Annotated in this window: 21 protein-coding genes; 4 read left to right on the top strand and 17 right to left on the bottom strand. The window is 61.9% G+C overall.

Features of this window, described 5'->3' with window-relative positions; all coding sequences use genetic code 11:
* The first annotated feature begins 119 nt into the window (after window positions 1-119).
* Window positions 120-287 (top strand): 50S ribosomal protein L33, encoded by a 168-nt coding sequence (gene rpmG, locus FJ986_RS13235; RefSeq protein ID WP_006201775.1) that lies wholly within the window; start codon window positions 120-122, stop codon window positions 285-287.
* Window positions 288-575: 288 nt separating this feature from the next.
* Here rpmG and FJ986_RS13230 read toward each other — a convergent pair whose 3' ends face one another.
* The 10 genes from FJ986_RS13230 to FJ986_RS13175 all read right to left on the bottom strand — a co-directional run bounded on the left by FJ986_RS13230 (window position 576) and on the right by FJ986_RS13175 (window position 12,491).
* Complete coding sequence (locus tag FJ986_RS13230) at window positions 576-1,715, bottom strand: hypothetical protein (protein ID WP_140520975.1); 1,140 nt, start codon at window positions 1,713-1,715, stop codon at window positions 576-578.
* A gap of 577 nt (window positions 1,716-2,292) precedes the next feature.
* Complete coding sequence (gene ugpC / locus FJ986_RS13220; protein WP_140674507.1) at window positions 2,293-3,360, bottom strand: sn-glycerol-3-phosphate ABC transporter ATP-binding protein UgpC; 1,068 nt, start codon at window positions 3,358-3,360, stop codon at window positions 2,293-2,295.
* 3 nt (window positions 3,361-3,363) lie between these two features.
* Entirely contained in the window at window positions 3,364-4,212 is an 849-nt protein-coding gene (locus tag FJ986_RS13215) for a carbohydrate ABC transporter permease (RefSeq protein WP_140501552.1), read from the bottom strand.
* Entirely contained in the window at window positions 4,212-5,135 is a 924-nt protein-coding gene (locus FJ986_RS13210) for a sugar ABC transporter permease (RefSeq protein WP_140674505.1), read from the bottom strand. The genes FJ986_RS13215 and FJ986_RS13210 overlap by 1 nt, the downstream gene beginning before the upstream one ends.
* 179 nt (window positions 5,136-5,314) lie before the next feature.
* Window positions 5,315-6,592 carry a sugar ABC transporter substrate-binding protein gene (locus FJ986_RS13205; protein WP_140518290.1) on the bottom strand — a complete coding sequence of 426 codons (1,278 nt, stop codon included), beginning with the start codon at window positions 6,590-6,592 and terminating at the stop codon, window positions 5,315-5,317.
* Window positions 6,593-6,621: 29 nt separating this feature from the next.
* Complete coding sequence (locus tag FJ986_RS13200) at window positions 6,622-7,809, bottom strand: PLP-dependent transferase (RefSeq protein WP_140633488.1); 1,188 nt, start codon at window positions 7,807-7,809, stop codon at window positions 6,622-6,624.
* On the bottom strand, window positions 7,806-8,540 hold the full coding sequence (locus FJ986_RS13195; protein WP_140501544.1) for a FadR/GntR family transcriptional regulator: 735 nt from the start codon (window positions 8,538-8,540) through the stop codon (window positions 7,806-7,808). The genes FJ986_RS13200 and FJ986_RS13195 overlap by 4 nt, the downstream gene beginning before the upstream one ends.
* Before the next feature lie 150 nt (window positions 8,541-8,690).
* Entirely contained in the window at window positions 8,691-10,184 is a 1,494-nt protein-coding gene (locus tag FJ986_RS13190) for an FAD-dependent monooxygenase (protein WP_140623448.1), read from the bottom strand.
* 528 nt (window positions 10,185-10,712) lie between these two features.
* Complete coding sequence (locus tag FJ986_RS13180; RefSeq protein WP_140674503.1) at window positions 10,713-12,086, bottom strand: PleD family two-component system response regulator; 1,374 nt, start codon at window positions 12,084-12,086, stop codon at window positions 10,713-10,715.
* Between the two features lie 33 nt (window positions 12,087-12,119).
* The gene (locus tag FJ986_RS13175) at window positions 12,120-12,491 is read right to left on the bottom strand and encodes a response regulator (RefSeq protein WP_140501538.1); all 372 of its coding nucleotides are present in this window, start codon (window positions 12,489-12,491) and stop codon (window positions 12,120-12,122) included.
* 235 nt (window positions 12,492-12,726) lie between these two features.
* On the opposite strand from FJ986_RS13175, the gene FJ986_RS13170 reads away from it, so the two are divergent.
* On the top strand, window positions 12,727-13,026 hold the full coding sequence (locus FJ986_RS13170) for a DUF3572 domain-containing protein (RefSeq protein WP_140501536.1): 300 nt from the start codon (window positions 12,727-12,729) through the stop codon (window positions 13,024-13,026).
* 150 nt (window positions 13,027-13,176) lie between these two features.
* On the opposite strand, the gene FJ986_RS13165 is transcribed toward FJ986_RS13170, so the two are convergent.
* Together FJ986_RS13165 and FJ986_RS13160 are read right to left on the bottom strand one after the other, a co-directional pair.
* Window positions 13,177-14,679 (bottom strand): hypothetical protein, encoded by a 1,503-nt coding sequence (locus tag FJ986_RS13165; protein WP_140674828.1) that lies wholly within the window; start codon window positions 14,677-14,679, stop codon window positions 13,177-13,179.
* A 94-nt stretch (window positions 14,680-14,773) separates the two neighbouring features.
* Window positions 14,774-15,361, bottom strand: coding sequence for a GNAT family N-acetyltransferase (locus tag FJ986_RS13160; RefSeq protein ID WP_140518294.1), 588 nt, complete (start codon window positions 15,359-15,361; stop codon window positions 14,774-14,776).
* A 65-nt stretch (window positions 15,362-15,426) separates the two neighbouring features.
* On the opposite strand from FJ986_RS13160, the gene FJ986_RS13155 reads away from it, so the two are divergent.
* Window positions 15,427-16,755 carry a DNA polymerase IV gene (locus FJ986_RS13155; protein ID WP_140674501.1) on the top strand — a complete coding sequence of 443 codons (1,329 nt, stop codon included), beginning with the start codon at window positions 15,427-15,429 and terminating at the stop codon, window positions 16,753-16,755.
* Between the two features lie 23 nt (window positions 16,756-16,778).
* On the opposite strand, the gene FJ986_RS13150 is transcribed toward FJ986_RS13155, so the two are convergent.
* A complete protein-coding gene (locus FJ986_RS13150) occupies window positions 16,779-17,285 on the bottom strand; it encodes a hypothetical protein (protein ID WP_140501529.1) in 507 nt (168 codons plus the stop codon).
* A gap of 179 nt (window positions 17,286-17,464) precedes the next feature.
* Between FJ986_RS13150 and FJ986_RS13145 the strand changes: the two genes are divergently transcribed.
* Window positions 17,465-18,346, top strand: a complete 882-nt coding sequence (locus tag FJ986_RS13145) for a DMT family transporter (RefSeq protein ID WP_140501527.1) — start codon at window positions 17,465-17,467, stop codon at window positions 18,344-18,346.
* A gap of 17 nt (window positions 18,347-18,363) precedes the next feature.
* On the opposite strand, the gene FJ986_RS13140 is transcribed toward FJ986_RS13145, so the two are convergent.
* The 4 genes from FJ986_RS13140 to FJ986_RS30475 all read right to left on the bottom strand — a co-directional run.
* Window positions 18,364-19,167 (bottom strand): potassium channel family protein, encoded by an 804-nt coding sequence (locus FJ986_RS13140; RefSeq protein ID WP_140674499.1) that lies wholly within the window; start codon window positions 19,165-19,167, stop codon window positions 18,364-18,366.
* 67 nt (window positions 19,168-19,234) lie between these two features.
* Window positions 19,235-22,762, bottom strand: a complete 3,528-nt coding sequence (gene dnaE, locus FJ986_RS13135; RefSeq protein ID WP_140674497.1) for a DNA polymerase III subunit alpha — start codon at window positions 22,760-22,762, stop codon at window positions 19,235-19,237.
* Between the two features lie 113 nt (window positions 22,763-22,875).
* Window positions 22,876-24,888: an acetyl/propionyl/methylcrotonyl-CoA carboxylase subunit alpha gene (locus FJ986_RS13130; RefSeq protein WP_140674495.1), complete on the bottom strand. Its 2,013-nt coding sequence runs from the start codon at window positions 24,886-24,888 to the stop codon at window positions 22,876-22,878.
* A gap of 34 nt (window positions 24,889-24,922) precedes the next feature.
* The coding region (locus tag FJ986_RS30475) for a hypothetical protein (RefSeq protein WP_181181891.1) at window positions 24,923-25,167 on the bottom strand (245 nt) is incomplete at its 5' end.

Raw genomic sequence — 25,167 nt, 5'->3', positions numbered from 1 at the left:
AAGGCGCGTCGGGCTTGACTTTCCGGGCGCGTTCTTTATGTGTCGCGGCAAGTTTCCCGCATCCGGGTGTTTTCCCGTGCTCCAGCGGCCAAAACCCCACGAACAAACGGACTGATACCATGGCCAAAGCCGCAAACATCAAGATCAAGCTTCTGTCGACCGCCGACACCGGTTTCTTCTACGTGACCAGCAAGAACAGCCGCACCAAGACGGACAAGCTGTCGTTCCGCAAATACGACCCGGTTGCCAAGAAGCACGTCGAGTTCAAGGAAACCAAGATCAAGTAATCTGGTTTTTCCGAGAAAATGCCGAAACGCCGCCCATCGGGCGGCGTTTTTTGTTCCTAAAACATTGATTTCATTGGTTGGTAGTCAAATCCAGCATAACGGCCAACATAGTGGATCGCGCTGCCGATAGGGCTGCTATAGCCACAAAGCCCGCGCGAGGCAGGGGCCTTGTCGAGCGGCTCCCATAAACCGCGAAAGGCGTGCGCGTCGTCACCGCATAAATCTCCACGACAAAAGCCACGGCGCCTCAGCAAGGATCCAGAGAATTTGTCTCTACGCAGCTTTGCCCTAGCCACAAGAAAGTGATTCCAAGTACCTTTTCATGACATGCAATGGCACATAGTCACCCTCGACTAGATTTCCACCTTCCTCGTTCACAAGCACCATTAGAGCCTGTGTAGACTTTCTCATAAACACAGATAACTCAGATCTTATTGGTATATTACAAGAGAACCCTTTAATCATGATCAGAGAGAGTCGATTTTCGTCCATATTGAATTCGAGTTTAGACAAATCATCGTTAAATGGTCGATTGTGGAAAATGATAAGCTCTCCACGATCATTTATCGCTATTTCAATTTTAATGGGGAATTCAAAATTAATTCCTCCAATTACATAAGACTCACGTCTCTGAACTATCGCTAGGATTTTAGATATATCATCTTTAATATCAGATGTGTCGTTCTTTATCGAATTCGCTATCTGCAAAAATTGGTCAAATTTGGCTTCGAGTTTCGGTAGCGAATTGCGCAAATACCCAAGGCGAGACGCGACGAAGGCGACCTCCGCTTTGTGATTTTGCTTCAATGCCTCCCGCATGAAGGCAAGGAAAATAAGAGCCCAGCCCGGCTCATCATCTGTCGCCTTTCCACGAAAAAATGACGCGAAATCGGCAGGAACGGCCAGTTGGTCCTTTCCCTGCTCCGTTCCAGCGATGAGATCGCGCAGAACGCGCTTGCACGCTGCATCCAGACTCGCCTGGACCGCTGCAAAGTCGCGAGCCGATAGCGCGCCGTCCAAGTTTGTCTCTATTTCATCGACAACGTCCTTGTTGGATTCTAGCTTGAATGGCCCGCCCAATCCGATCTGCTTATGCAGATAGCGGCGCGCGGCACTAGCGAACTGAATCCTCGCGCGACGCTCCGGCGGCCGTCCGCCAAGCCGCAACTGGTCGGCCTCTTGCGTATCGACATACATGCGCACCATCACGAGTGAAGAGGTGAGTTCACTGAGTCGAATGGCGTGCTCCAAATCGTGGTTTGCTGGAACCGCGCCTGTATGAGCGCGCAGCTTGGATGCGACGTCCTCGTAGATCGCTTTATAACGTCCGCCAAACAGCGTCTCGCCGATCTTATCTAGGATGTCGCCGGCATTTTCGAGCGCCTTCCAACCGATCACCGCCCCGATGTATCCGCAAACCGAGATCATTCGTCTAGGTCCCTGATGATGGCCCAAAGTAGGGCGGCAGTTGACCAGAAATCAAGAATACCAAACGGCTGAGCCTAGCTCATATCCCGCCGCGGACGGTGGAGTTCAAAGAGATTTAGGCTGCTTTGCCGGCCGCCCTGGGATAGAGCGTGGCTTGATACTGCTGCCCTCGCTGTCCGCTACGCGTCAATTCGCGACTGAATCTGTTCCGTGATTTCGCTGCGTATGAAAGCAATTCTCCGGTCTCCGAGCGTGATGGCAGACGGAAGCCGTCTTCTGACATACCGGTTCACCGGCCTAGGCTGGTCATTCTCCGGCATGGTTCAGTGATACGAGCGTCGGCGGAGTTGTTATTCGCAGGCATTATAAATCTCCCCCCCCCCCCGCTGCGTTGCGGCGATTCAAGAACCAAACTGATTGATGAAAGGACGCCACATGATGGCGGCAGGAGGAGGTTTCTATTAATGTGGCTCCGCAAAGCGGTTGGCCCGGGTGAAGCAAGTTTCGACTCGCCAAAAGGCCGTATGGCTAGAATATGCCCAGCGGGCAACAGAGTGGCCGCTCGGCGGCCGCGCCCCTACCCTACCCGGTCGGCGCTTTTCGGGTCGAAAACATGCAGCGCCGCCGGATCGGCCGATAGCCGCACCGTCTCGCCAGGCTTCACGCCGGCGCGGCCCATGGCGAACACGCAAAGCTGCTGGCCGGCCAGCTTGACGTAGAACTGCGTCGAGAGGCCGAGCGGCTCGACCACCACCACTTCGCCTTGCAGCGGGCCGTCATCCGCCAGCCTTATATGCTCCGGCCGCAAACCGACGGTAACCGCATCGCCTTCCCTGAGTGGCAGGCCATCAGGCAATCGCAGTTTCTGGCCATCGGACAGCACTGCATCCGCCTTGCCGCCCTTCTCAACACTCGCGGGCAGGAAATTCATGCCGGGCGAGCCAATGAATCCGGCGACGAACATGTTGGCCGGCCGGTCATAGAGGTCGAGCGGCGCGCCGACCTGCTGGACGACGCCGTCATGCATCACGACGATGCGGTCGGCCATGGTCATGGCTTCGATCTGGTCATGCGTGACATAGACGGACGTGGTCTTCAGTTGCTGGTGAAGCGCCTTGATCTCGGCGCGCATGTGCACGCGCAGCTTGGCGTCGAGGTTCGAAAGCGGCTCGTCGAAAAGAAAGACCTTGGGATCGCGCACGATGGCCCGGCCCATGGCGACGCGCTGGCGCTGGCCGCCGGAAAGCTGGCGCGGCAGGCGTTGCAGAAAATTGTCCAGCCCAAGCCGCTTGGCGGCGCCGTCGACCCGCGCGTCGATCGCCTGCTTTTCTGCCTTCCTCAGCATCAGGCTGAAGCCCATATTCTTCGACACGTCCATATGCGGATAGAGCGCGTAGGACTGGAATACCATGGCGATGTCGCGGTCCTTCGGCGCGACGTCGTTGACCAGCCGCTCGCCGATACGGATCTCGCCATCGGAAACCTCCTCCAGACCGGCGATCATGCGCAGAAGCGTCGATTTCCCGCAGCCGGACGGACCGACGAGGACGACGAACTCGCCGTCGGCGATGTCGAGGTCGACCGCGTGCAGCACACGCACGGCGCCATAGTCTTTGCGGACTTTTTCCAGCGTAACGGAAGCCATCGATTATCCCTTCACGGCGCCGGCGGTGAGGCCGGTGACGAGATAGCGTTGCAGGAAGCCGAAGAAGATGCAGACCGGGATCAGCGCCAGGATCGACGCCGCCATCATCTGCCCCCAGTCGACGGCGAACTTGCCGATGAAGGTGAGCAGGCCGACGGCGAAGGTCTTCTTGTCATCGCTGGAGATCAGCATCAACGCGAACAGGAGTTCGCTCCAGGCAGCGGTGAAGACAAAGCCGAGCGTGGCGCCCATGCCGGGTAGCGTCAGCGGCACGATCACCCGGCGCATCGCCTGCGCGCGTGTGCAGCCGTCGATCATCGCCGCCTCCTCCAGGTCCTTCGGTATGCCGTCGAAGAAGGACTGCATCAGGAAGGTTGCAAACGCGGTATTGAAGGCGGTGTAGATGATGATCAGCCCGGTCAGGCTGTTGATCAGGCCGATCTGGCCCATCACGCGATAGATCGGTGGAATGACCATGACTAGCGGGAAAGTCTGGGTCAAAAGCAGCATCAGCGCCAGTGCCGCCTTGCCGCGAAAGGTGAAGCGCGACATGGCATAGCCGGCAAGCGTCGCGATGACAGTCACCAGTGCAGCCGTCGAAACCGAGACGATGACGCTGTTGAGGAAATAGCGCGGAAAGTCGGTCGCCTCGAGCACGGTGACGAAGTTCTGCAACGTCATCTGCGACGGCCAGAAGGTGATGCCTTCGGAATAGAGAAGCCGTTCCGGCGTAACCGATATCTTCAGCGTCCAGAAGATCGGGAACAGGGCGAAGATCACATAGGCCGCGATGGCCGCATAGAGCCCGACGCCGCCGAAGAAGCGCTGCGAAGATGAGCGTCCCGCAATCATCAGACGTGCCTCACCAGGGAGCGGCGGATGGCGATCAGCGCGATCGCATAGGCAATGAGCAGGAAGAGCAGCAGCACGGCAACCGCCGATGCGTAGCCCTTGTCCAGCGACTTGAAGGCACTGACATAGATGTAGACCGGCACCGTGTTGGTCGACCCGGCCGGCCCGCCCTCGGTCATGACGAAGATCAGGTCGGCGAAAGTGGCGATCCAGATGGTACGCAGCATCACCGTGATGGCGATGGTCGGCGCCAGGAACGGCAGCGTCACCTTGGTGAAGCGTTGCCAGGGCGAGGCGCCGTCGATCGCTGCCGCCTCATGCAGTTCCGAGGGAATGGATTTCAGTGCCGCCAGCAACGTGATGGCAAAGAACGGGATGCCGAACCAGACATTGGCGACGATCGGCCCCCACATGGCGGTCGAGGGATCGGAGAGAACGTTGGTCGGCTCGGCCTTTAGCCCCAGCGCGAACAGCCAGTGCGGCAGCGGCCCGATGATCGGATTGAACAGCCATGCCCATGTCAGGCCCGACAGGAAGGACGGCACCGCCCAGGGCAGGAACACCAGCGCCTGCACCACCTTGCGGCCCCGAAACGGCTTGTCGAGCAGCAGCGCCAGGCCAAGGCCGAGGAAGAACTGGAAGAACAGGCTGGAGAGCGTCCACCACAACGTATTGACCAGCGCCTGGCCGAGCACGGCATCCGACAGCATCGCCTGGTACTGGCCGAGCCCGACATATTCCGACTTGAAGGCCGAAAACTTACGGAACGAATAGCTGATGCCGATGACCAGCGGCACCAAAAGCACCACGACCAGCAGGATGATCGCCGGGCTGAGATAAAGCCAGGGTTCGGTGGCAGCGTGCGTCAGCCGCTTGCGGCGCGGCCTCCCGGCGGGTCGTATTTCGGAAACGGCATAGGTCATTTGGGCTCAACAGTGGTGAGTGGGTGCCGGCGAAGGCGACAGCACCCTTCTCCCGTATACGGGGAGAAGATGCCGGCAGGCAGATGAGGGGCAGCGCCAGGCTGACAGAACGTAGCGCCGCCTCTCATCCGGCCCTATCGGGCCACCTTCTCCCCGTGAACGGGGAGAAGGAAGAAAAACTACTTCTTGTTCTTCGCCATCCAGTCCTGCTGTTCCTTGGTCAGGAAGGCGGCCCATTGGTCGGCAACCTCCTTGGCCGTCTTTTGGCCCAGCAGCACTTCCTGGAAATTCTTGATCGCCACCTGGTCGACGAAATTGCCGAGATTCTCCAGATGCGTCGGCGGCGTCACCATTTCATATTTGGCGCTGTCGCTGAGCTCCGTGAACCAGCCCTTGAACTGCTCGGTCTTGAAATGCGGATCCTGGTCGGCGCCGTTGTGGATCGGGACGACGCCGACTTCCTTGGCCCATTCCAGATTGTCCTTGGGCGAGAGCAGCGTCGCCATCAGCTTCCAGGCGTCGTCCTTGTGCTGCGAATTGGCGAACATTGCCCAGCCGGCATAGCCGAGCGTCGGATAGGACTTGCCGCTCGGCCCGACCGGCAGCGGCGCCACGGCGAAGTCGTCTGCGCTCATCTTGTCGGCTATACCCAGCAGCGCATCCGGATCCTGGTTGAGCATGGCGCAGGTGCCGGAATAGAAGCCGGTGACGGTTTCGTTGAAACCCCAGCTCACCGCATCCTTGGGCGCCAGGCCCTGCTTGTACATGTCTGCCAGCATCTGCAGGCCCTTGACCGAGCCCTCCTCGTTTATGGTCGACGTGCCGTCTTCGTTGAAGTAGCCGCCCTTGCCGGCGGCGATGTTCATGAACATGTGCATGCCGTTGAAGGCGCCGGGCCCGCCGCGCAGGCAGTAGCCGTATTTGCCGGGCAACGCCGAGATCTTCTTGGAATCGGCGACGAACTCGTCGAGCGTGGCCGGCGGGCCGTCGAGGCCGGCTTCCTTGAACAGCTTCTTGTTCCAGAACAACGCGTTCACATAGTAGCCGTAAGGGATCATGAACTGGGTGTTGTTGACGGTCGAGCCGAACTGCTTGGCACGGTCGCCGAGCGTCTTGGCGTCGTCCCACTTGGCCATGTACGGGCCGAGATCCTCGAGCTGGGCATTGTTGGCGTAGAGGCCCATCCAACGTTCCGGCATCTCGACCACGTCGGGCGTATCGCCGGCCTGCACCATGGTCAGGAATTTCTCGAAGGCCTGGCCCCAGGGCAGCGAGACCAGCTCGACTTTGATGCCGGGATTGGCCTTTTCGAATTCGGCGATCTGCTTCTTCAGGAACTCCGTGCGCGGCGGGCTGGTGATGACTTCGACCATTTTCAGGGTCGAATCGGCCAGCGCGTTTCCGGCGGAAATTGCCAATCCCGCGGCTGTGGCAAGCATGACGGTCAGTTTTTTCATCTTCAAGACTCCCATTTTGAAGCGGCTTGTTATTTTCTGGCTTTTTCGAAGGCCTGCGCCACGTCGGCCCACAGGTCCTCGACATTCTCCAATCCGACATTGAAGCGGATGGTTCGGGGGCTGACGCCGAAGCGCGCCATCGAATTCAGTCCCGGCGTCTGCTCCAGCGACGCCTTGGCGGGCACGACCAGGCTCTCATGGCCGCCCCAGCTCACGCCGATGCGGAAATATTTCAACGCATCCACGAAGACAGGGATGTCGATATCCTCGGTGACCTCGAAGGAGAACAACCCCGCGTAACCAGCAAGCGTCGCCTTGCCCGGATGGTTCGAATAGGCGGGGTGGTTGACGCGCTCGACATTGCCGTGCGCCTTCAGCCGTTCGGCGATGGCAAGCCCGCTCTTCATGTGGTGCGGCAGGCGCAGCGGCAGCGTGCGCAGCCCGCGCAGCAAGAGCCAGGCCTCGAAGGGCGAAAGCTTGCCGCCGAGATAGGAATAAGTCTGCTCGTTGATGTGCTTGATGTGGGCGGCCGAGCCTGCCACCACGCCGGCGACCGTATCGCTATGGCCGCCGAGATATTTCGAAGCCGAATGCAGCACCAGATCGACGCCATGCGTGATCGGCTTCTGGAACACCGGTGTCGCCCAGGAATTGTCGATCGTGGTGACGATGCCCTGCTCCTTCGCCAGCCGGGTCAGGTGAGCCAAGTCCTGCAACTCGAACATCATCGAGGTCGGGCTCTCCAGATAGAGCAGCCTGGCGCCCGGAAGGGCCGCCGCCACCGCATCCGGATCGGAGCCGTCGACATAGTCGACCCTGATGTTGAGCCGCGGCAAAAGCCGCTCGAACAGCCGATAGGCATCACCATAGCAATTGCGCACCGCAACGATGCGCTCGCCGGCGCCGACGAAGGCGAGCACCGTGGCGCTGATCGCCGCCATGCCGCTGGAAAAGCCGCGCGCGGCCTCGGCGCCCTCGAGCGCGGCGACGCGTGCCTCGAATTCCATCACCGTCGGATTGTCGCCACGCGAATAGATCGGCTGCTTCCGTTTGCCGGCAAAAGTATCCGCCATCTCGGCATAGTTGGCGAAGGTGAACAGCGATGTCTGGTAGATCGGCGGCACCACCGCCCCACCCGGGAAAGGTTGGTCATGCGCCAGAAGCGTCGCCGCCTCGGCGAGATAGTCGTGATCGAAACCTGAGGGATGCTCGTTCATGTCTGGCTCGAAAGTTTGAGTTTGGCGGCGCCGCGCTTGAGATCGTCCTCGACGGTGGCGATCAGCTTGAGCGCTTCGGCGCGGGCGCCGTGCGGGTCGCGCGCGGCGATGCGCTCGTAAATGGTCCGATGATAGGGAAAACTGGCGTGGCCGAAATCGCGCACGCCCAGCGGATGCTCCCAGAAGCGGTGGAACAATTCGTGCATGGCGGCGATGATCTGTTCGAACAGCGGGTTGCCGGAAACCCTGTAGATCGCCTGGTGGAACTCCCAGTCCTCTTCCGAAGACATGCCCTCGCGCGTGCGGAACGCCTGCTCCATGATGTCGAGCTTGCGCTCGATTTCGGCGATATCGGTCTGGCTCGCGCGTTCGGCGCAAAGGGCGGCGGCTTCCGCCTCCAGCGCGCGACGGATTTCAAGCGTCTGCATCAGGCTGGTGAAGTCGTTGCCGCCCGCAAGCGTCAGCGGCAGATGCAACATGTCCGGCGAAACGGCTGCCTTGAGATAGGTGCCGCTGCCTTGCCGGCGCTCGACCAGGCCGAGCCCTTCCCAGCGCGTCAGCGCCTCGCGCACCGTGTTGCGGCTGACCTTCAGCCGCTCGGCCAGGATGCGTTCCGTTGGCAGCCGCTCGCCCGGCTGGAGGGCCTCGGCACGAACAAAGCCTACCAACGCCTTCAGAACGGCGTCGTCACGCGCCGTCGTCTGAATAGGTGGCAGGCTGTTTTGATCCACGCGCGTTCCAAGTGGTCCAATGGTCCAACCAATTTCTGCACAGATGGTACCTCCTGTCAACGGGATGTCAGGAGACCTAGCACCGTAAAAGCTCGCAACGCATGACAAGCACGCGTTTGCGGGCGATGCGCCAGGCCGGCCTCGACCCTGCTACGCCACATCAACGCGCGGCCCGAACCAGGTGGTCAGCGCATCGGCCAGTCCCTGTTGGCTTCCGGAACCAACCCATGCCACGTACCCGTCCGGGCGGATCAGCACCGCGACGGGCCTGGCGACGGCCCCGAGAACTGGCAGCTCCCAGTCGCCGTCGTACACGGCGTCGACCTGCTGGACCCGATCCGCCCATGGCTTGATGTCCAGCATGCCGGGCGTGCCGAGGTTGATCAGCACCGGCCGGGCATGATGCAGCAAGGTAAACAGCCGCACCGGCCCGCTGGCGGTGAGCAGATCGAGATCGGGCATTCGCCGCCCAAGCAACGGATGGCGCTCGCCCAAGCCGTAACGAACGTCCAGGCCGGACATTTCGGCCGCGATGCGTTTGCGAGGCTCGTCCATGCCGAGCAGTTCGGCAATGGTGTCGCCCAGAGCCTTGGTGCGGTCATCCATGCGCCGAAGCGCGACCTGTGCCATCGTGTTGCGCAACACACGGGCGGCGACCGGATGGCGCTCGGCATGGTAGCTGTCGAGCAGGCTGTCCGGTGATGCCCGTTTGACGACCTGGGCCAGCTTCCATCCCAGGTTGACCGCGTCCTGCACGCCGATGTTGAGGCCCTGTCCGCCCATTGGGGGATGGATATGCGCAGCGTCGCCGGCCAGCAGGACACGTCTGTCGCGGTAAGCGGCAGCCTGGCGCGTCATATCGGTGAAACGAGAGAGCCAGGTCGGACTGTGGACGCCGAAATCGGTGCCATAGATAACGGTGAGCGCCTCGCGGAGATCGTCCAATGTCGGTTCACCACCGATGATCAGTCGTTTCTCGGTCAGCACGATGCCCAACCGGTCGCCGTCCTCGATCTTGCCTATCGCATGGGTTCCGTGGGCGTCGCTGCGAAAGCCCAATGGCGGTTCTTCCGACATCTCGACCTCGGCGATCATCCAGCTCATCGTCGGATCCCATCCAGCGAATTCGATGCCCGCCGCCTTGCGGATCGTGCTGCGTCCACCGTCGCATCCGACGAGGTACTGCGCCTTCATCCGTCGGCCATCGGAAAGCCCCACATCCACGCCACTGTCGTCCTGCATGAAATCCGTGACTTCCTGTCCGCGATGGATCGGCACCCCCAATTCGCTGATCCAGTCGGCCAATATCCGCTCGATGTGGTTTTGCCGCAGCGCCAGCAGATAGTTGTGCCGGCTGGGAAAGTCGCTGATGTCCAAACGGATCATGTGGAAGCCGACGGTCGGGAAGCATTGCCCCTGGGAGAGGAACCGGTCGGCGATCCCGCGCTGGTCGAGCACCTCGATTGTGCGTGCGTGCAGGCCACCCGCGCGCAAGCCAATCAGCTGCTGGGTCGGGCGCCGCTCGACAATGGCGACGTCGATGCCCGCCAATGCGAGTTCGCCTGCCAGCATCAATCCTGTCGGGCCGCCCCCGGCGACAATCACCGCATGATTTCGACGCGATCCATCTGTCGGTGCACGCATTCCCGTCACTCCGCTCCTATTGGCTAGGGCCGCGGTTTTACGGGAGGAACCCGGGCTTGAAGCAAGCCCCTTGGGCGCCATATGTATGAAGTGAGGAGCAACGCCCTCCGCCGGATGGCAAGAGAGCGTGCGCCGCAGCTCTCCACATCGTGGCTCGCCTTTTACAGTCCAAATGCTGTCGATATCCTGTGCGCAAAAAGCTCCTGATATCCGGAGGTTGGCGCAGAATCCTGATGCTATTTTGAAAGGGGGCCGGTCGGCGTTTGGCAGCGGTACGAGGAGGCCACTATGTGCCAGCGCCGGCCGGCCGACCCCACGGACCCAGGAGATGCGGCGGACCTGAGCATCATGGGGTATTTTTTGATCGACCCGGCTGTCTGTCCTCGTGCCGGCGTCGCTCTGTCTGTGGCCGCACATTTGCGCAAGAGCTTATGAAAATCAACAGTTTCTTAACCAAGCCTCGTGAATCGCTTGGATTAAGGTAAATGGGTAACCTTGCCGGATTGACGGATACTCTTACCCGGTCCGTCAGGCAGCCTTGGCGACGACGCGGTTGCGGCCACCGCTCTTGGCTTCATAGAGCGCCAGATCGGCGCGTTTCATCAGCGCCGCCACCGTATCCACCCCCTTCAGCACCGACGACACGCCGACGCTGACGGTGACCTCGATGGCCTTGCCGTCAGGCCCGATGACGAACGGCATCTGGGCGATTTCGGCGCGGATGCGTTCGGCCACCTTTTCGGCGATCGCTCCATCGGTGTCAGGCATGACCACTACGAACTCCTCACCGCCGAACCGGCAGGCCAGATCGATGCCGCGCACGTTCTTGCGCAGCCGCCGCGCGAATTCCCGCAGCACCTCGTCGCCACCGTCATGGCCGTGCGTGTCGTTAATCGACTTGAAGCGATCGAGGTCGGTGATCATCACCGACAGCGGCCGACGCCGCGCCACGGCGCGGTCGAACAGCGTCTGGAGATGGCTGTCGAGATAGCGGCGGTTGTGCAGCCCGGTCAGCCCGTCGGTCACCGCCATTTCGATCGTCTGCGTCACGCTGGCGCGCAATTGGTCGTTGTAGCGCTTGCGGCGCACCTGGGTGCGCAACCGCGCCATCAGTTCCTGCTGGTCGATAGGCCGCATCAGATAGTCGTTGATGCCGAGTTCGAGACCACGGATGATGCGCTCCTCCTCGCCCTCCTCCGCCAGCAGGATGATCGGCAGGAAGCGTGTGCGATCGAGCGAGCGCAGTTGCGAGCAGAGCCGAAGCGGATCGAAATCGGCGAAGCTCGTCGAGATCATCACGCATTCATAGGGCGTCTCCGCCGCCTGGAAGAAGCCGGCATGCGGATCGCTGGCGACATCCAGGTCAGCACAGTCGCGCAGCATCTTCTGGACGCGCTCGATCGACGATTTGCGCTCATCGATCAGAAGCACTTTCGGCGTCGTGTCCTCGGAGGCGAAATTGCGGCTGAGCAACTCTTCGATGCCGATGTTGCGCGTGGTCGAAGCGCGCAGCCGCAACTCGTCGGTCAGCGACTTCAGCCTGACGAGGCTCTTGACGCGCGTCATCAGTTGCAGGTCGTTGACGGGTTTGGTCAGGAAATCGTCGGCGCCGACCTCAAGCCCGCGCACCCTGTCGGAAACCTGGTCGAGTGCGGTGATCATTACCACTGGAATATGCGACGTCGCCGGATCGCTCTTCAGGCGGCGGCAGACCTCGAAGCCGTCCATGTCCGGCATCATGACGTCGAGCAGCACGACGTCGACCTTGCCGTTCTCGCAGGTCTCGATCGCATCCGGGCCGTTGGTGGCGGTCAACACCTCGAAATATTCGGCCAGCAGCCGAACCTCCAGCAGCCTGACATTGGCAGGGATGTCGTCGACGACGAGAATCCGAGCGGTCATTTCACAAGGCTCCGGCTTTGGCGGCAAGGTGCATCAGGAATCACCCAGGTAGGACTTGATGGTTTCGATGAAGCGCGGCACCGAGATCGGCTTGGAGATATAAGCCTCGCAGCCGCCCTGGCGGATGCGCTCCTCGTCGCCCTTCATCGCGAAGGCGGTGACGGCAATGACCGGGATGACGTGCAGGTCGTCGTCTTCCTTCAGCCATTTCGTCACCTCCAGCCCAGACACTTCAGGCAACTGGATGTCCATCAAAATGAGATCCGGCCGGTGCTGACGCGCCAGATCGAGCGCTTCCAGACCGTTGCGGGTGCGAACTGTCTCGTAACCGCTTGCTTCGATGAGGTCCCGAAAGAGCTTCATGTTGAGCTCATTGTCCTCGACGATCATGACCTTCTTAGGCATCGATATCCCGTCCCGGCCGCTGTTTCGCTCGAACGCGGCCGTTATGCGCCCTTCCGGGACGCACCAAACCCTGGTCGACTCTACGGCAATATGATTGACGAAACGGAAACCTGCGGCGAGAAAAGCTGCTCCGTTTCCACCTCGGGTCCCGCACTGAAGAGGTAACGACTTGCCGCAAGCGACGCTTGCCATTACTGCGGAAGAGACTCACATTCCGCATACCCTGAAGGTAATGATGGCAAACGCAGCGTCAATGCGCGAAGAGGCCGAAACCATTGCCGTGAAGGCTCTGGCCTTCGTCGCCTCTGATCCCGAACTGCTGCCTCGCTTCCTCGCGATCACCGGCATCGAGGCGCATTCGATCCGCAAAGCTGCCGGCGAGCCGGGATTTCTGGCCGGTGTGCTGCAGTTCGTTCTCGCCCACGAACCCACATTGCTGCGTTTTGCTGAGGAAACCGGCACGCCACCGGCCTCCGTCGGCAAGGCGTTGCGCGCGCTGCCGCTGGGCGACGATAACCACGAGCATTCCATATGAGTGACGATCCCAAGGCGGCGCCCCGATCGCCAGGTCGAGCGAAGTCTGACTCTTGTCGCCCGCCCGTTTTGAGCGACAAGTATAAAACGAAGGCTTGAGGCGCGTCGCGCCAATCCGTTCGAAGGCGACGCGCTTTGGTGAGCCGAGTGGCTACGGTGTCGGATCCGCCTGGTCCGTCTCGTCGCCGCCATCGTCAATGCTGTCGTCCTCGGCAGGATCGGCCGGCTTCAGCATGACGCCATTGACAATGACCGAACCGTCCGGCTTGGCGTTGACGACCCATTCCATGCGGCCGTCCGTCAAGGTCTTGCCGAACCCTTTCACCATCAGGGCCACAGGCACGTACTGCGCCACCTCCGGTTCCGATTTCGCCGCTTCCTGCAAGCCCTCGACGATCTTGTCGAAGCCGGCCACGGCCACCGTCACATTGGCTTCCGGCTTCTCGCCAGGAAAAGTCATTTCGCCTTCCAAGGCAATTTCGGTATCCTTGTTCTTGATGGTGCTATGGCCAATGACGACCTTCGGCGTCTTGGCCATGAAGTTGGTTTTGAGCTGCTCTCCGAATTCGGCCGACAGCGGCGGGTTCTTGTTAAGATCAAAGGCTTCGATTGCCTTCTTCGCCATGCTGTCGAGATCGATATTGGCGCCGCCGAAGTTCAGGTCGATATCGGTCGGCAGCAGCGCCATGCTCCAGTTCGGCAGAAGCTGCTGCGGCACGGTCAACCCAGATGCCTTGATCCCGTAGCCGATCGTACCGCTCTGGGCGACGCCATCCATTCCGAAGGCGGTGCTGAGCTGCGCCGCACCGAACGTGCCGACCGGGCTCTGGACCGCGAAATTCTTGAACCCGTATGTCCCGTCGATGCGTTCCCACACAGGAAGCGCGGCGAGCAGAAGCGATTTGAGCTGCGCTTGGTTGGCTTTCAGCGTGGCTTCATTCTCATTGGCGACGGCAAATGCCAGGAGATCGAGCAGCGGCTTGGTCTGCACGCCCTTGCCTTTGGCATCCACCGACAGTTCCGGTGATTTGACGGTGACCGGGAATTTCAGTCCGCTTTCGGGATCGTCGAATTTGATCGCCTCGACAAAGTTCGACACTTTTTGCGACAACGCGAAATCGACCCCGCCATTGGCAGCCTTGGTGGCGGCCATGGTCGCGGTGCCGCCGTCGGCGCTGACTTCCATGTGCTGCTTGGCATCTTGCGACACCATCGTCATGCCCGCCATCGAACTGGTGCCGCTGGTAAAGGCCGCCAGATTGGGGTCGTAGACACCGGAACCCTTGCCGTCCTTGATAGAAAATTGCGTGCTCTGCAGCCCCTGCGGCCCGTTGAACTCGAAGGAGGCGCTGTGCGAAAGATCCATCGAGACATCCCAGGTCCCGTCGCTGCGCGGCTTGACCAGCAGGGCATAGGGCGCAAAGTCGAATTTCAACAGCTTCTGGTCGGGCAAGGTGCCGGCGAGCGCCTTGAAATCGAACATGATCTTGTAGGCGCCGCCTTCGACCGAGACCTTCAGGATGCCCTTGTCGAGGGCCTGTTTGCCGACATAGCGGGACAGGTTCTCGGATAGCTGCTTCGCACCCTGGCTGTCGACGCTCTGGCCGAAAGCGGGCGCGCTGAGCAGAAGCGCGGTAAAGGCGATTGGCAACATCCGGTTCACGTAGAATTCTCCGTTTGGTCGAAAAGGCAAAATCGTCTCCTACTTCTGGTAGGGAAAGACCGTCACAACTGCAAGACGGCGAAGTTCAGGCGCTCGGCTCCAGCACCAGCCGCATCAACGGCCGGCCCGCCTTGCGTTCCAGGAGCCGCTCGAACCCGGCCTTCTCGAACACGCGCGACGAGCCCACGAACAGCCCGATGGAGCGTGAATCCTTCGACAGGTCTATCGGGCAGGCTTCCACCATTCGCGCGCCGTTCCTGCGGGCGAAATCGATGCCGCCTTCGACCAGGCGATGGCTGATGCCCCGGCCCCGTGCCTTGGCGCGGATGAAGAAACAGGAAATTGCCCAGACGCTCGGATCCGATGCGTCCGCGGGATCGACCGGAGCCGAGCCCCGGCCCCGGTTGTTCCACTCGGGCACGTCGGCGCGCGGCCCGATCTGCATCCAGCCGACTGCCTTGCCGTCCTCGAACGCCAGCATGCCCGGTGGCGGGCCTGCTTCGATGCGCGCCCTGATGTGGTCTTTGTTGCGTTCGCGGCTGCTTTCGCGACGAGCCGCCGGCGCCAGCCGGAAATGCGTGCACCAGCAGCCGTAGCAGGCGCCCTGCTTGCCGAAGAGATCTTCGAATTCAGGCCAGAGCTCAGGCGCCAGCGGCACTATGGTCGTGCTCATGCGTTCTCCCCAGGCCAAGCTTGTCGCTAGCCTTGCACTGTCGTACCATTGTGTTTGTTCTCTTTATGTTCGCAGCGATGGCGGCTCCTGTCAATAATCCTGATCACGGTTTCTGCCGCGACTGCCTGGCCTTTCAGCGCAGCGACGCCAGGCGCTGCGAGCGATGCGGCAGCCCCAGGCTTGCCCGTCATCCCGAGCTGTACCGGCTGCATCTGGCCCATATCGACTGCGACGCTTTCTATGCGGCAATCGAAAAACGCGACAACCCGGCGCTGAAGGACAAGCCGCTGATCATCGGCGGCGGCAAGCGCGGCGTCGTCTCCACCGCCTGCTACATCGCCCGGATAAGGGGCGTGCGTTCCGCCATGCCCATGTTCAAGGCGCTCGAGGCTTGCCCCGAAGCGGTGGTTATCCCGCCCAATATGGAAAAATACGTGGTCGTCGGGCGCGAGGTGCGCGCGATGATGCAGGCGCTGACGCCGCTGGTCGAGCCGCTCTCGATCGACGAGGCGTTTCTCGACCTTGCCGGAACCGAACGGCTGCACGGCCTGCCGCCGGCGGTGGTGCTGGCCCGTTTCGCGCTGGCCGTCGAGAAGGAGATCGGCATCACCGTTTCGTCAGGTCTGTCCTACTGCAAGTTCCTGGCTAAGGTGGCGTCGGATTTCCGCAAACCGCGCGGCTTCTCGGTCATCGGCGAAGCGGAAGCCGTGGGTTTCCTCGCCGCACAGCCGGTGAGCATGATCTGGGGGGTCGGCAAGGCATTCAACGCCACGCTCGAACAGGACGGCATCCGCACCATCGGCCAGCTCCAGAAGATGGACCGTGGCGACCTCATGCGCCGCTATGGCGTGATGGGCGACCGGCTTTACCGGCTCTCGCGCGGCGAGGACGTCCGCCGCGTCGATCCCGACCAGGACGCCAAGAGCGTATCGGCCGAAACCACTTTCGACACCGATATCGCTTCGCTGGACGAGCTGGTCTCGGTGCTGCGGGGCCTTTCGGAAAAGGTCTCGGCGCGGCTGAAGAAATCCGGCATCGCCGGGCGCACGGTGGTGCTCAAGCTGAAGACGCAGGATTTCAAGATCCGCACCCGCAACCGCCAACTCGGCGACCCGACCCGGCTCGCCGACCGTATCTTTTCGACCGGGGTCGAGCTGCTGCGCAAGGAAACCGACGGCACCAAATACCGGCTGCTCGGCATCGGCGTCAGCGATCTTTCCGCCGATGACAAGGCCGATCCGCCCGATCTGGTCGATATCCAGTCGCGCAAGCGGGCCATGGCCGAAGGCGCCATCGACGCGCTGCGCGACAAGTTCGGCCGCAAGGCGGTGGAAACCGGCTATACGTTCGGCAAAGGCCGCGACACCCACCCGCCAGAGCCGCTGGAAGACTGATAATGGATATCAGCTGTCGAGATTTAGGTGCGCTGCAGATCGATCCTGCTTGTCACCATGCTCTTGCCGGTTTTCGGATCAGTGTCGATCACCGTCAGCCGCATGCCGTTCTCGCCTCGTTTCTCGACCTTCATCTGCGCCTTTCGGTCACCATTGACCTCCTTGGCCCAACGGATGCCGAGATTGATCGCGTTGCCCGAACGGGTGCCGTTCAATTGCGCAGGCCCGGTACGAGACCCGACATAAGTGCCGCTATATTTCGCTCCGGCAGTCCTCAGGTCCGCGCTGATGGCGCGCGTCACCACGATAAGCCCTCGGCAATTGCCATCGAGCGACAATGAGGTCGACGTCGCGTTTGACCTGAACGTGCAGGACACATTCACCGTCGGCGCGTCGGTAGTCACCTTGACGATGCCCTTGCCGGTGAAATTGCCCTTGAACGACTGGAGAAATCTGGACTCGTCGGCATGTGCCGCGCCTGCCGTGACCAACAGGCAACCAGCAAGCGCAAATTGCGCAAATGATCTCATCGAAATTCTCCTATCGACATTGAAAGGCACCTGCGAAGCACTTCCGATATTCGGAACTCAACGCCCCCTGTCGTGCCAGGTTCCGCCTTCAACATGACTGTTTTGCAACATCCGGCTGGCCCAGAAGAATGCGGCTGCTAGCGGTTGCGGCAAAAGCCACGGCCTGCGACATAGCGGAAATGGCACCCACCCCTTCCATCCCCAAGGCCGCGTTCTGGATGGCGCTGTCGATCGCCTCGTTCCTGGCGATGTCGGTCGCGGGCCGCGCCACCACGGCCGAGCTCAACGTTTTCCAGGTGCTGGAGCTGCGCTCGGTGATCGGCTTTTTCATCCTGCTGCCGCTGGTCATGCAAAATGGCGGCTTTGCCGCCATGCGCACTGGGCGCCCCCTCGCCCATGTCACGCGCAACGTGGTTCACTATACCGGCCAGGCGGCGTGGCTCTACGCCCTGACGCTGATCCCTTTGGCGGTGCTGATCTCGATCGAATTCACGACGCCGATCTGGACGGCGATCCTTGCGGTCACCTTTCTCGGCGAAAGGCTCACCCGGCCGAAGCTCGGCGCCGTGGCGCTCGGGCTGATCGGTGTCGTGATCATCGTGCGCCCAGGCGTCGGCTCGGTCGATCCGGGACATCTGGTCGTGCTGGGCGCGGCAATGTGCTTCGGCATCTCGCTGGTCCTGGTCAAGTCGCTGACGCGGACCGACAGCGTTGTGCGAATCATCTTCTGGATGTTGATCATCCAGTCGGTGCTCGGCCTGGTCCCGGCGCTCTACGAATGGCGCAACCCGTCGCTCGAGCTGTGGCCGTGGATTCTGCTGATCGCCTTCACCGGCATGTCGTCGCATTTCTGCATGGCCTGGGCGCTGAGCTACGCCGATGCCACCGTCATTTCGCCGATGGATTTCCTGCGCGTGCCGCTGTCGGCATTGATCGGCTGGCTGCTCTACCAGGAGCAGATCGACGCCTTCACCGCAGGCGGGGCATTGCTGATCCTGATGGGCAATATGCTCAACCTGCAGCGCCGGCAGCCAAAGCCGGCGCAAGCGGCGGCATCGTAGCGCGCCTCAATCGCCCCTCAATCACCGCTGTCGGGTATGTTGAGGAGGTGGCCGCAGGCCTTGCAGTGAACGGCGTCCGGCTCGTGCCGTTGCAGGCCGCATTGCGGACAGGGAAAGAACACCTTGGCCGGTCGGAAGATCGCCTGCGCCAGCCTGACGAACAGCGATATGCCGATGATCATGGTCACGATCGCCGTCAGTTTCCCCGCCATTCCCGGCAGCACGATGTCGCCGAACCCGGTCGTGGTCACCGTCGCGACGGTGAAGTAAAGCGCGTCGATGTAGCTTTCCAGCCCCGCTCCGCTGCGGAAGAAGAAAGTGTAGACGAAACCAGTGATCACGAAGAGGAACGTCAAGAGGTTGATCACCGCGTGGCTCGCTTCGCGCCAGGGCCGCAGGCCCTGCATCTCGAAATGCCGCCAGAGCGAACCGCTGCGCGACAGCGACCATAGCCGCAGGATGCGCAGAAAGCCGAGATTGGCGAGCGCCGTCGGCATCAGCAGCGTCAAAAGGATGAAAATGTCCACCCAGGAGGTCGGCTGCTTCATCAGCCGCAGCATGTCGTTCGAGGCAAGCAGCCTGGCAACCAGGTCGGCGGCGACCAGAGCCGCCACCGCATAGTCGAGCCACAGGAATGAGGCCGACTGCTGGATGACGGGCGTAGCGATGAAGAAGGCAATGATGGCAAGGTCGATGATGACCGCAACCAGCTGAAAACGAAAAGCCGCCGGCGTGCGGCCGTGGTAGAGCTTGCGCAGCGTGTCGCGCAGCCGCGCCATTGTGGAACGGTCCTGCAATCCGTCGCTGTCTTTCGTCTTCATGGCAATTGCGGTGACTTGAGCGGCGGATGCCGCCCGGCGGATTGCCACCAGTCCCCGGAAGGGGCGATCACACCAGCTCCACTTCGACCACGCCTGGCACGGCGCGCATCGCCGAGGCGATTTGCGGCGAGACGCGGTAGCCCCCCTGCAGGGCAATCTCCACCTCGCCCTGCGCTTCTTCCTTGATAACGATGATGCTCACCTGACTTTCACCGCGCTGGGTAAGCTGCGACTGAATGATCGAGGCAGGCGCATCGTTTCTGACGAAGATGCGCAGCGCCTTCTGGATGCGGCTGGCCTCGTCCTCAAGCGACTGCACGGTCTGGATGCGCAGGTTGACGCCCTCCGGCCTGTCCTCCGCCGCCACGGTAATGACCACGGAGCGGCCCGGCTCCAGCATGTCGCGATACTGCGCCAATCCTTCGGAAAACAGCACCGCCTCATACTGGCCGGACGTGTCCGAGAACTGCACCACGCCCATCTTGTTGCCGGTCCGCGTCTTGCGCTCCTGCTTGGTGGTCACGGTGCCGGCGAGGCGCCCTGCGGTGGCACCGCGCTTGACCGCGGCCGAAAACTCCGCCCAGTTCTGCACCCGCATCTTCTGCAGCGCCGCCTTGTACTCGTCCAGCGGATGGGCGGAGAGATAGAAACCGACCACCTGGAATTCGCGGTGCAGGCGGTCGGCGGCGAGCCACGGTTCCGTCACCGGCAGGTTGAGCGCCTGCGACTGCGCCCCCAGGGATGCGCCGAAGATATCGGCTTGACCAGAGACGGCGTTCTGCTGCGCCAGCGATGCCAGCCCCATCATCCGCTCGACGCCAGCCATCATCGCAGCGCGGTCATGGCCGAAACAGTCCAGCGCTCCAGCCATGATCAGGCTTTCGAAGACGCGCTTGCCGACGATTTTCGGATCGACCCTTTCGCAGAAATCGGCCAGGCTCTTGAACGGCTTCTCGCCGCGCATGGCGACGATATGCTCCACCGCCGCGTCGCCGACTCCCTTGAGCGCGGCCATCGAATAGTAGATGCGGTTCTCCCCGACCTCGAAGGGACGAAAGCTTGTCATCACGGACGGTGCCACCACCTCGATGCCGAGGCGCAGCGCATCCTGGCGGAAATCCGCGAGCTTGTCGGTGTTTCCCATGTCGAGCGTCATCGACGCCGCCAGGAACTCGACCGGATAATGCGCCTTGAGATAGGCGGTCTGGTACGAGACGACGGCGTATGCGGCCGCGTGCGACTTGTTGAAGCCGTAGTCGGCGAACTTGGCAAGCAGGTCGAAGATGAAGTCGGCCTGCGGCTTGGCCACGCCGCGCTCGACCGCGCCCGAGACGAAGCGCTCCCGCTGCTTGTCCATCTCGGCGCGGATCTTCTTGCCCATGGCGCGGCGCAAAAGATCTGCTTCGCCCAGCGAATAGCCGGACAATTCCTGCGCGATCTGCATCACCTGTTCCTGGTAGACGATGACGCCTTGCGTCTCCTTCACCAGATGGTCGATCTTGGGATGGATCGACGCCATCTCCTCCTCGCCATGCTTCCTGGCGTTGTAGGTCGGTATGTTCTCCATCGGTCCCGGCCGGTAGAGCGCGACCAGTGCGATGATGTCCTCGATGCAGTCGGGCCGCATGCCGATCAGCGCCTTGCGCATGCCGGCACTTTCCACCTGGAACACCCCGACCACTTCGCCGCGCGACAGCATGGCGTAGGTCTCGGGGTCGTCGAGCGGTATCGTCGCAAGATCGATGTCGATGCCGCGGCGGCGTATCAGCTTCACCGCCGTCTCCAGCACCGTCAGCGTCTTCAGGCCGAGAAAGTCGAACTTCACCAGCCCGGCCTGCTCGACATATTTCATGTTGAACTGGGTGACCGGCATGTCCGAACGAGGATCGCGGTACATCGGCACCAGCTCCGACAGCGGCCGGTCGCCGATGACGATGCCGGCGGCGTGCGTCGACGCATGGCGATAAAGCCCTTCCAGCTTCTGTGCCATGTCGAGCAGCGTCTGGACGATCGGCTCCTTTTCGGCCTCCTCGGCAAAACGCGGCTCGTTGGCGATGGCGTCCGCCAGTTTTACCGGATTGGCCGGGTTCTGCGGCACCATCTTGGACAGCTTGTCGACCTGGCCGTAAGGCATTTGCAGCACGCGACCGACGTCGCGCAGCACGGCGCGGGCTTGCAGCGTTCCAAAGGTGATGATCTGGCCGACCTGGTCGCGTCCATATTTCTGCTGGACATAGCGGATCACCTCTTCGCGGCGGTCCTGGCAGAAGTCGATGTCGAAATCGGGCATCGACACGCGGTCCGGATTGAGGAAGCGCTCGAACAGCAGCGAGAAACGCAGCGGATCGATGTCGGTGATGGTGGTGGAATAGGCGACCAGCGAGCCCGCACCCGAGCCGCGCCCCGGCCCGACTGGAATGCCTTGCGACTTGGCCCATTTGATGAAGTCGGCAACGATCAGGAAGTAGCCTGGGAATTTCATCTTCTCGATGATGCCGAGCTCGAACTCGAGCCTCTCGCGGTATTGCTCGACCGTATAGCCCGGCGTCGGTCCGTGCGCGGCAAGCCGGGCCTCCAGCCCTTCACGCGCCTGGCGGGCAAGTTCGGCGGCCTCGGCCTTCTCGGCTGCGTCCTTGTCCGACGCGTCGCCGCCGGTAAAGCGCGGCAGGATCGGGCTGCGGGTTTTCGGATAGTAGGAGCAGCGCAACGCGATCTCGACCGTGTTGTCGATCGCTTCCGGCAGATCGGCGAACAACGCTGCCATCTCAGCCTGGCTACGCAGGAAGTTATCCGGTGAAAGCCGGCGGCGATTGTCCACGGCGACGACCGAGCCCTCCGCTATGGCGATCAGCGCATCATGCGCGTCATAATCGTCGCGCGAGGAGAAGAACGCCTCGTTGGTGGCGACGAGCGGTAATTCGTGGGCATAGGCGAGATCGATCGCGGAATGTTCTATCAGCCGGTCGTAACCGGAAACTCGTTCCAGTTCGACATAGAGCCGATCGCCGAACAGGGCTTTCAGGGTCGACAGCCGGGTCTCCGCGAGATCGCGTCGATCCTCCTTCAGAGCCGCGCCGATAGGGCCGCGGGGACCGCCGCTGAGGCAGATCAGCCCGTCGGCCTGGCCCTCCAGCATCTCGCTGGTCAGATGCACCGCCTCGCCGGGCGGCGTCTCCAGATAGACGCGGCTTACCAGCCTGACCAGATTGGAATAGCCGGCCTCGGTCGCCGCGATAAGCACGACTGGCCGCATCTCGGGCCCCTGCCGCCGGCGGTCGCGCTGGCCGTCGACGTTCTCGCCGGAAAAGGCGAGCGCGATCTGGCAGCCGATGATCGGCTGGATGCCGTCCTTCACCGCCTTCTGCGCGAATTCGAGCGCGCCGAACAGATTGTTGGTGTCGGTGACCGCGATTGCCGGACACTCGTCCTTGACCGCATGGCCGACGATCTTGCCGAGTTGGAGCGCGCCTTCCAGCAGCGAATAGGCCGAGTGGACGCGAAGATGCACGAAAGGACGCGCCGGCGCTTCTGGCGCCGCCGCCTTCACTGCCGCTTCGCGCAGCAAGGGGTCGCGTGGAAGTCTGTCATCCGCCATGGTTTTTCGCGTTTCCCGAAGGACTTGAGTCGATCAAGATGTATTGTCCGGCACCGGGCGATGCCAGTCCAGCACAAACGAACATCGGCCACAGGCTTCCGCCCGCCCTCGCTTCAGGCGAATTCCATGATCACCGCGTCGACGGCCAGGCTGTCGCCCGGCTTGACGTTGAGTTTCGCCACCACGAGATCGCGCTCGGCGCGCAGCACGTTCTCCATCTTCATCGCCTCGACGACGGCCAGAGTCTCGCCGGCCTTGACCTCCTGGCCTTCGGCGACGGCGATCGAGACGACGAGGCCGGGCATGGGGCAAAGCAGCAGGTTGGACGTGTCGGGCGCCAGCTTTTCCGGCATCAGCCTTTCCAGCGCGGCAATGCGCGGCAGCATGGCGCGCGCCGTCACGGAAAGCCCTTTCCACGCGATGCGAAGGCCGTTTGGCGCCGGGCGCAGTTGCGCCACCATTTCGTGCCCGCCGACGCTGCCGCGCCAGACCAGTTCGCCCGGCCGCCAGGCCGACGAAACCGTCAGCGGCTTGCCGCCCTCGATGGACAAGTTGACTTCCATCGGAATGGAGATCATGCCCTCCAGGATGGACGCGGACAGATAGTCCTTGCCAATCTTCACCACCCAGTCCCGCTTGAGTGCCCCCGAATGCGGCGCCAAGCGCCCGCCCAGCCGGTCGAGTCGGTCGCGGCGCAGCAGTTCGACCACGGTGGCGACCGCCGCCAACACGGCCTTGTCGTCATGGTCGGGCAGGATCGGCGCAAAGCCGTCGGGATATTCCTCTGCGATGAATCCGGTCGAAATCCGCCCTTCCCGCCAGCGCGGATGCTGCATGAGCGCCGCCAGAAAAGGGATGTTGTGCTCGATGCCGTCGACGACAAAACTGTCCAACGCTTCGGACATCGCGTCGATTGCCTCCAGCCGGGTCGGCGCCCAGGTGCACAGCTTGGCAATCATCGGGTCGTAGAACATCGAAATCTCCGATCCCTCGGTGACGCCGGTGTCGTTGCGGATGATGACGTCGCCGACTTGCCCTTCCTGCGGCGGTCGATAGCGCGTCAGGCGGCCGATCGACGGCAGGAAGTTGCGATACGGATCCTCGGCATAGAGCCGGCTCTCCACCGCCCAGCCATTCAGTTTCACGTCGCTTTGCTTCAAGGCGAGCTTCTCGCCGGCGGCCACACGGATCATCTGCTCGACCAGATCGATACCGGTGACAAGCTCGGTCACCGGATGCTCGACCTGCAATCGTGTATTCATTTCAAGGAAATAGAAGTTTTTCTCAGCGTCGACGATGAATTCCACCGTGCCGGCGCTCTGGTAGTCGACGGCCCTGGCCAGCGCCACCGACTGCTCGCCCATGGCCTTGCGCGTCCTGGCATCGAGGAAAGGCGATGGCGCCTCCTCGGCCACCTTCTGGTTGCGGCGCTGGATCGAGCATTCGCGCTCGCCGAGATAGAGCGCGTTGCCATGCGCGTCGGCCAGCACCTGGATCTCGATGTGGCGTGGATCGACGATGAACTTCTCGATGAAGACGCGTTCGTCGCCGAACGAGCTCTTGGCCTCCGAGCGCGCGCGGTCGAAGCCGTCGCGCACCTCGGCCTGGTTCCAAGCGATGCGCATGCCCTTGCCGCCGCCGCCGGCCGAGGCCTTGATCATCACGGGATAGCCGATCTCTCCGGCGATCTTCTCCGCGTGGTCGGCGTTCTCGATGACGCCGAGCCAGCCGGGAACCGTCGAAACATTGGCGGCGTTGGCGAATTTCTTCGATTCGATTTTGTCGCCCATCGCCTTGATGGCCTTCGGCTTCGGCCCGATGAAGACGATGCCCTCCTTCTCCAGCGCCTCGCAGAATGATGCGCGCTCGGACAGGAAGCCATAGCCGGGATGCACGGCCTGAGCGCCGGTCGCCTTGCACGCCGCGATGATTTTCTCGGGCACGAGATAGCTCTGCGCGGCTGGCGACGGTCCGATATGCACCGCCTCGTCGGCCATCTCGACATGCGCGGCATCGCGATCGGCGTCGGAATAGACAGCGACCGTGGCGATGCCCATCTTGCGCGCGGTCTTGATGACGCGGCAGGCTATCTCGCCACGGTTGGCGATCAGGATTTTGGTGAACATGCGGGCAAATTCCCCTCCGGCGGACGGTCCAGTTCTATGGATTATGTCGCCATGTCTCAAGTACCGTGTGCGTGGCGCGAACGCCTGCGGTCAAGGGTGTGCTACCTGCGTCAAGAAAGCCGATATTTCGTCTCATCTGGCGGTTGATGAGCAGGCCAAAACCTGAAAGCCTGAGCGCAAAATCGCGTTGGAGGATTGCCAGATGAAAACCCGCGCCGCCGTTGCCGTTGCCGCCGGAAAGCCGCTTGAGATCATGGAGGTCGACCTTGACGGTCCGCG

The sequence above is a fragment of the Mesorhizobium sp. B1-1-1 genome (genome assembly GCF_006442955.1).
Lineage (GTDB): Bacteria > Pseudomonadota > Alphaproteobacteria > Rhizobiales > Rhizobiaceae > Mesorhizobium.
The sequence above is the reverse complement of the archived record's forward strand: the minus strand, read 5'-3'. Positions and strand labels throughout refer to the sequence as shown.